At 44.7% G+C, this 5,513-nt stretch carries 9 protein-coding genes; all 9 read left to right on the top strand.

The genetic code is table 11. The features are described from left to right. The coding region (locus BOA8489_RS21180; RefSeq protein WP_503092256.1) for a hypothetical protein at positions 1-494 on the top strand (494 nt) is incomplete at its 5' end. Next, complete coding sequence (locus BOA8489_RS21185) at positions 427-579, top strand: hypothetical protein (RefSeq protein WP_435988044.1); 153 nt, start codon at positions 427-429, stop codon at positions 577-579. The genes BOA8489_RS21180 and BOA8489_RS21185, both read left to right, overlap by 68 nt. Continuing rightward, a complete protein-coding gene (locus tag BOA8489_RS21190) occupies positions 512-751 on the top strand; it encodes a phage DNA packaging protein C (RefSeq protein WP_016670801.1) in 240 nt (79 codons plus the stop codon). The genes BOA8489_RS21185 and BOA8489_RS21190 overlap by 68 nt, the downstream gene beginning before the upstream one ends. Next, positions 748-1,206, top strand: a complete 459-nt coding sequence (locus BOA8489_RS21195) for a scaffolding protein D (protein WP_000084700.1) — start codon at positions 748-750, stop codon at positions 1,204-1,206. The genes BOA8489_RS21190 and BOA8489_RS21195 overlap by 4 nt, the downstream gene beginning before the upstream one ends. Next, positions 1,206-1,322 (top strand): phage DNA packaging protein J, encoded by a 117-nt coding sequence (locus tag BOA8489_RS21200; RefSeq protein ID WP_000033471.1) that lies wholly within the window; start codon positions 1,206-1,208, stop codon positions 1,320-1,322. The genes BOA8489_RS21195 and BOA8489_RS21200 overlap by 1 nt, the downstream gene beginning before the upstream one ends. A 36-nt stretch (positions 1,323-1,358) precedes the next feature. Further along, the gene (locus tag BOA8489_RS21205; protein WP_000065572.1) at positions 1,359-2,642 is read left to right on the top strand and encodes a major capsid protein; all 1,284 of its coding nucleotides are present in this window, start codon (positions 1,359-1,361) and stop codon (positions 2,640-2,642) included. A gap of 110 nt (positions 2,643-2,752) precedes the next feature. Continuing rightward, positions 2,753-3,280 carry a hypothetical protein gene (locus BOA8489_RS21210; protein ID WP_000487867.1) on the top strand — a complete coding sequence of 176 codons (528 nt, stop codon included), beginning with the start codon at positions 2,753-2,755 and terminating at the stop codon, positions 3,278-3,280. Between the two features lie 8 nt (positions 3,281-3,288). Beyond that, the gene (locus BOA8489_RS21215) at positions 3,289-4,275 is read left to right on the top strand and encodes a Minor spike protein (RefSeq protein WP_000466547.1); all 987 of its coding nucleotides are present in this window, start codon (positions 3,289-3,291) and stop codon (positions 4,273-4,275) included. 63 nt (positions 4,276-4,338) lie between these two features. Further along, the coding region (locus BOA8489_RS21220; RefSeq protein ID WP_024182122.1) for a replication endonuclease at positions 4,339-5,513 on the top strand (1,175 nt) is incomplete at its 3' end.

The raw sequence follows: 5,513 nt of genomic DNA on the forward strand, positions 1-5,513 counted from the left end.
AAAAGTCAGATATGGACCTTGCTGCTAAAGGTCTAGGAGCTAAAGAATGGAACAACTCACTAAAAACCAAGCTGTCGCTACTTCCCAAGAAGCTGTTCAGAATCAGAATGAGCCGCAACTTCGGGATGAAAATGCTCACAATGACAAATCTGTCCACGGAGTGCTTAATCCAACTTACCAAGCTGGGTTACGACGCGACGCCGTTCAACCAGATATTGAAGCAGAACGCAAAAAGAGAGATGAGATTGAGGCTGGGAAAAGTTACTGTAGCCGACGTTTTGGCGGCGCAACCTGTGACGACAAATCTGCTCAAATTTATGCGCGCTTCGATAAAAATGATTGGCGTATCCAACCTGCAGAGTTTTATCGCTTCCATGACGCAGAAGTTAACACTTTCGGATATTTCTGATGAGTCGAAAAATTATCTTGATAAAGCAGGAATTACTACTGCTTGTTTACGAATTAAATCGAAGTGGACTGCTGGCGGAAAATGAGAAAATTCGACCTATCCTTGCGCAGCTCGAGAAGCTCTTACTTTGCGACCTTTCGCCATCAACTAACGATTCTGTCAAAAACTGACGCGTTGGATGAGGAGAAGTGGCTTAATATGCTTGGCACGTTCGTCAAGGACTGGTTTAGATATGAGTCACATTTTGTTCATGGTAGAGATTCTCTTGTTGACATTTTAAAAGAGCGTGGATTACTATCTGAGTCCGATGCTGTTCAACCACTAATAGGTAAGAAATCATGAGTCAAGTTACTGAACAATCCGTACGTTTCCAGACCGCTTTGGCCTCTATTAAGCTCATTCAGGCTTCTGCCGTTTTGGATTTAACCGAAGATGATTTCGATTTTCTGACGAGTAACAAAGTTTGGATTGCTACTGACCGCTCTCGTGCTCGTCGCTGCGTTGAGGCTTGCGTTTATGGTACGCTGGACTTTGTAGGATACCCTCGCTTTCCTGCTCCTGTTGAGTTTATTGCTGCCGTCATTGCTTATTATGTTCATCCCGTCAACATTCAAACGGCCTGTCTCATCATGGAAGGCGCTGAATTTACGGAAAACATTATTAATGGCGTCGAGCGTCCGGTTAAAGCCGCTGAATTGTTCGCGTTTACCTTGCGTGTACGCGCAGGAAACACTGACGTTCTTACTGACGCAGAAGAAAACGTGCGTCAAAAATTACGTGCAGAAGGAGTGATGTAATGTCTAAAGGTAAAAAACGTTCTGGCGCTCGCCCTGGTCGTCCGCAGCCGTTGCGAGGTACTAAAGGCAAGCGTAAAGGCGCTCGTCTTTGGTATGTAGGTGGTCAACAATTTTAATTGCAGGGGCTTCGGCCCCTTACTTGAGGATAAATTATGTCTAATATTCAAACTGGCGCCGAGCGTATGCCGCATGACCTTTCCCATCTTGGCTTCCTTGCTGGTCAGATTGGTCGTCTTATTACCATTTCAACTACTCCGGTTATCGCTGGCGACTCCTTCGAGATGGACGCCGTTGGCGCTCTCCGTCTTTCTCCATTGCGTCGTGGCCTTGCTATTGACTCTACTGTAGACATTTTTACTTTTTATGTCCCTCATCGTCACGTTTATGGTGAACAGTGGATTAAGTTCATGAAGGATGGTGTTAATGCCACTCCTCTCCCGACTGTTAACACTACTGGTTATATTGACCATGCCGCTTTTCTTGGCACGATTAACCCTGATACCAATAAAATCCCTAAGCATTTGTTTCAGGGTTATTTGAATATCTATAACAACTATTTTAAAGCGCCGTGGATGCCTGACCGTACCGAGGCTAACCCTAATGAGCTTAATCAAGATGATGCTCGTTATGGTTTCCGTTGCTGCCATCTCAAAAACATTTGGACTGCTCCGCTTCCTCCTGAGACTGAGCTTTCTCGCCAAATGACGACTTCTACCACATCTATTGACATTATGGGTCTGCAAGCTGCTTATGCTAATTTGCATACTGACCAAGAACGTGATTACTTCATGCAGCGTTACCATGATGTTATTTCTTCATTTGGAGGTAAAACCTCTTATGACGCTGACAACCGTCCTTTACTTGTCATGCGCTCTAATCTCTGGGCATCTGGCTATGATGTTGATGGAACTGACCAAACGTCGTTAGGCCAGTTTTCTGGTCGTGTTCAACAGACCTATAAACATTCTGTGCCGCGTTTCTTTGTTCCTGAGCATGGCACTATGTTTACTCTTGCGCTTGTTCGTTTTCCGCCTACTGCGACTAAAGAGATTCAGTACCTTAACGCTAAAGGTGCTTTGACTTATACCGATATTGCTGGCGACCCTGTTTTGTATGGCAACTTGCCGCCGCGTGAAATTTCTATGAAGGATGTTTTCCGTTCTGGTGATTCGTCTAAGAAGTTTAAGATTGCTGAGGGTCAGTGGTATCGTTATGCGCCTTCGTATGTTTCTCCTGCTTATCACCTTCTTGAAGGCTTCCCATTCATTCAGGAACCGCCTTCTGGTGATTTGCAAGAACGCGTACTTATTCGCCACCATGATTATGACCAGTGTTTCCAGTCCGTTCAGTTGTTGCAGTGGAATAGTCAGGTTAAATTTAATGTGACCGTTTATCGCAATCTGCCGACCACTCGCGATTCAATCATGACTTCGTGATAAAAGATTGAGTGTGAGGTTATAACGCCGAAGCGGTAAAAATTTTAATTTTTGCCGCTGAGGGGTTGACCAAGCGAAGCGCGGTAGGTTTTCTGCTTAGGAGTTTAATCATGTTTCAGACTTTTATTTCTCGCCATAATTCAAACTTTTTTTCTGATAAGCTGGTTCTCACTTCTGTTACTCCAGCTTCTTCGGCACCTGTTTTACAGACACCTAAAGCTACATCGTCAACGTTATATTTTGATAGTTTGACGGTTAATGCTGGTAATGGTGGTTTTCTTCATTGCATTCAGATGGATACATCTGTCAACGCCGCTAATCAGGTTGTTTCTGTTGGTGCTGATATTGCTTTTGATGCCGACCCTAAATTTTTTGCCTGTTTGGTTCGCTTTGAGTCTTCTTCGGTTCCGACTACCCTCCCGACTGCCTATGATGTTTATCCTTTGGATGGTCGCCATGATGGTGGTTATTATACCGTCAAGGACTGTGTGACTATTGACGTCCTTCCCCGTACGCCGGGCAATAATGTTTATGTTGGTTTCATGGTTTGGTCTAACTTTACCGCTACTAAATGCCGCGGATTGGTTTCGCTGAATCAGGTTATTAAAGAGATTATTTGTCTCCAGCCACTTAAGTGAGGTGATTTATGTTTGGTGCTATTGCTGGCGGTATTGCTTCTGCTCTTGCTGGTGGCGCCATGTCTAAATTGTTTGGAGGCGGTCAAAAAGCCGCCTCCGGTGGCATTCAAGGTGATGTGCTTGCTACCGATAACAATACTGTAGGCATGGGTGATGCTGGTATTAAATCTGCCATTCAAGGCTCTAATGTTCCTAACCCTGATGAGGCCGTCCCTAGTTTTGTTTCTGGTGCTATGGCTAAAGCTGGTAAAGGACTTCTTGAAGGTACGTTGCAGGCTGGCACTTCTGCCGTTTCTGATAAGTTGCTTGATTTGGTTGGACTTGGTGGCAAGTCTGCCGCTGATAAAGGAAAGGATACTCGTGATTATCTTGCTGCTGCATTTCCTGAGCTTAATGCTTGGGAGCGTGCTGGTGCTGATGCTTCCTCTGCTGGTATGGTTGACGCCGGATTTGAGAATCAAAAAGAGCTTACTAAAATGCAACTGGACAATCAGAAAGAGATTGCCGAGATGCAAAATGAGACTCAAAAAGAGATTGCTGGCATTCAGTCGGCGACTTCACGCCAGAATACGAAAGACCAGGTATATGCACAAAATGAGATGCTTGCTTATCAACAGAAGGAGTCTACTGCTCGCGTTGCGTCTATTATGGAAAACACCAATCTTTCCAAGCAACAGCAGGTTTCCGAGATTATGCGCCAAATGCTTACTCAAGCTCAAACGGCTGGTCAGTATTTTACCAATGACCAAATCAAAGAAATGACTCGCAAGGTTAGTGCTGAGGTTGACTTAGTTCATCAGCAAACGCAGAATCAGCGGTATGGCTCTTCTCATATTGGCGCTACTGCAAAGGATATTTCTAATGTCGTCACTGATGCTGCTTCTGGTGTGGTTGATATTTTTCATGGTATTGATAAAGCTGTTGCCGATACTTGGAACAATTTCTGGAAAGACGGTAAAGCTGATGGTATTGGCTCTAATTTGTCTAGGAAATAACCGTCAGGATTGACACCCTCCCAATTGTATGTTTTCATGCCTCCAAATCTTGGAGGCTTTTTTATGGTTCGTTCTTATTACCCTTCTGAATGTCACGCTGATTATTTTGACTTTGAGCGTATCGAGGCTCTTAAACCTGCTATTGAGGCTTGTGGCATTTCTACTCTTTCTCAATCCCCAATGCTTGGCTTCCATAAGCAGATGGATAACCGCATCAAGCTCTTGGAAGAGATTCTGTCTTTTCGTATGCAGGGCGTTGAGTTCGATAATGGTGATATGTATGTTGACGGCCATAAGGCTGCTTCTGACGTTCGTGATGAGTTTGTATCTGTTACTGAGAAGTTAATGGATGAATTGGCACAATGCTACAATGTGCTCCCCCAACTTGATATTAATAACACTATAGACCACCGCCCCGAAGGGGACGAAAAATGGTTTTTAGAGAACGAGAAGACGGTTACGCAGTTTTGCCGCAAGCTGGCTGCTGAACGCCCTCTTAAGGATATTCGCGATGAGTATAATTACCCCAAAAAGAAAGGTATTAAGGATGAGTGTTCAAGATTGCTGGAGGCCTCCACTATGAAATCGCGTAGAGGCTTTGCTATTCAGCGTTTGATGAATGCAATGCGACAGGCTCATGCTGATGGTTGGTTTATCGTTTTTGACACTCTCACGTTGGCTGACGACCGATTAGAGGCGTTTTATGATAATCCCAATGCTTTGCGTGACTATTTTCGTGATATTGGTCGTATGGTTCTTGCTGCCGAGGGTCGCAAGGCTAATGATTCACACGCCGACTGCTATCAGTATTTTTGTGTGCCTGAGTATGGTACAGCTAATGGCCGTCTTCATTTCCATGCGGTGCACTTTATGCGGACACTTCCTACAGGTAGCGTTGACCCTAATTTTGGTCGTCGGGTACGCAATCGCCGCCAGTTAAATAGCTTGCAAAATACGTGGCCTTATGGTTACAGTATGCCCATCGCAGTTCGCTACACGCAGGACGCTTTTTCACGTTCTGGTTGGTTGTGGCCTGTTGATGCTAAAGGTGAGCCGCTTAAAGCTACCAGTTATATGGCTGTTGGTTTCTATGTGGCTAAATACGTTAACAAAAAGTCAGATATGGACCTTGCTGCTAAAGGTCTAGGAGCTAAAGAATGGAACAACTCACTAAAAACCAAGCTGTCGCTACTTCCCAAGAAGCTGTTCAGAATCAGAATGAGCCGCAACTTCGGGAT

The organism is Boseongicola aestuarii (assembly GCF_900184815.1).
Classification (GTDB): domain Bacteria; phylum Pseudomonadota; class Alphaproteobacteria; order Rhodobacterales; family Rhodobacteraceae; genus Boseongicola; species Boseongicola aestuarii.

Coding starts and splice junctions, on each gene's coding strand:
- BOA8489_RS21205 (WP_000065572.1), top strand. CDS start 1,359: ATGTCTAATATTCAAACTGGCGCCGAGCGTATGCCGCATGACCTTTCC.
- BOA8489_RS21210 (WP_000487867.1), top strand. CDS start 2,753: ATGTTTCAGACTTTTATTTCTCGCCATAATTCAAACTTTTTTTCTGAT.
- BOA8489_RS21215 (WP_000466547.1), top strand. CDS start 3,289: ATGTTTGGTGCTATTGCTGGCGGTATTGCTTCTGCTCTTGCTGGTGGC.
- BOA8489_RS21200 (WP_000033471.1), top strand. CDS start 1,206: ATGTCTAAAGGTAAAAAACGTTCTGGCGCTCGCCCTGGTCGTCCGCAG.
- BOA8489_RS21195 (WP_000084700.1), top strand. CDS start 748: ATGAGTCAAGTTACTGAACAATCCGTACGTTTCCAGACCGCTTTGGCC.